The following is a 1111-nucleotide window of genomic DNA, read 5'->3' on the forward strand; positions in this document are numbered from 1 at the left end:
ACAGGCCGCGACAATGAAGTAGACAAGATCCTAGGTCTTGAAATTGGTGCTGATGACTACATCACTAAACCATTCAACCCACGTGAATTGACTATTCGTGCGCGCAACCTGCTAAGCCGCTCAATGAGCACTAACGCAGTTCAAGAAGAAAAGCGCTCAGTAGAAAAATACGAATTCAACGGTTGGGTGCTAGATATTAACAGCCGCTCACTAGTGAGCCCTGCTGGCGATAGCTACAAACTGCCTCGTTCTGAATTCCGTGCACTTCTGCACTTCTGTGAGAACCCAGGTAAGATCCAAACACGTGCTGATCTTCTTAAGAAGATGACTGGACGTGAGCTTAAACCACATGACCGTACTGTCGACGTAACGATTCGCCGAATTCGTAAACACTTCGAATCAGTATCTGGTACGCCAGAAATCATCGCGACTATCCACGGTGAAGGCTACCGCTTCTGTGGTGACTTAGAAGACTAATTCAGTCTGCTAGAAATACGAAGGGCTTGCTCATTGGAGCAAGCCCTTTTTCTATGCGGGAAAGAAACTAATAAACCTTGTTTATCTTCACGTACTTTTCAACAAGCCAACGTTGTTTACCCGCATCATCAAGCAGCAACGCCAAATCGACGGATTTATCTGTATCGGCTTCAACTTGCCAAGTAAACGTCACTTCCCACTGATTTTCGCTGTGAGTGCGAGTTTCCAAGTCCCCACCATCAATCATCCACTCGGTAGTACCCTGCTTTATAATCAGAGCCTCAGCAGTCAAATTCGCAGGCAGCTGTTTGTCGCCTTCCAGATACAAAGCACCTTGAATACTCAACTCTTGAACGTCTTGCACAGGTTCTTCCTCAATCGCAGGCATTAAGTTCACCCAAAGATTGCTCTTTAGTTCAACATTCACCTGATTCATCGTAATTTGGCTGCCTTGTTGCCAGTTCACTTGAGGAACAGAACTACAACCTACGAGCGATGCAATAAGTAAGGCTACGGGTGCAAGTTTCTTCATGTTATTTCCTTTGATCTAACCAACTTTTGAGTACCTGAATATCGTTTTGGTATTCATTCTTTATCTCTTCGACCCAGTCAGAAATATTTTCCCACCATGCCG

General features: G+C 45.1%; 2 protein-coding genes. One reads left to right on the forward strand and one right to left on the reverse strand.

The features are described from left to right. Window positions 1-477 (forward strand): winged helix-turn-helix domain-containing protein (locus R7F67_RS24745; RefSeq protein WP_318057523.1); only part of this gene is annotated, 477 nt, incomplete at its 5' end. Window positions 478-544: 67 nt separating this feature from the next. Here the strand turns inward: R7F67_RS24745 and R7F67_RS24750 are convergent. Beyond that, a complete protein-coding gene (locus R7F67_RS24750) occupies window positions 545-1009 on the reverse strand; it encodes a hypothetical protein (RefSeq protein ID WP_086459090.1) in 465 nt (154 codons plus the stop codon). Window positions 1010-1111 lie beyond the last annotated feature (102 nt).

The organism is Vibrio sp. YT-17 (assembly GCF_033337375.1).
GTDB lineage: Bacteria > Pseudomonadota > Gammaproteobacteria > Enterobacterales > Vibrionaceae > Vibrio > Vibrio alginolyticus.

Excerpts from the sequence above, each read along its gene's own strand:
- R7F67_RS24750 (WP_086459090.1), bottom strand. The coding sequence starts at position 1,009 with ATGAAGAAACTTGCACCCGTAGCCTTACTTATTGCATCGCTCGTAGGT.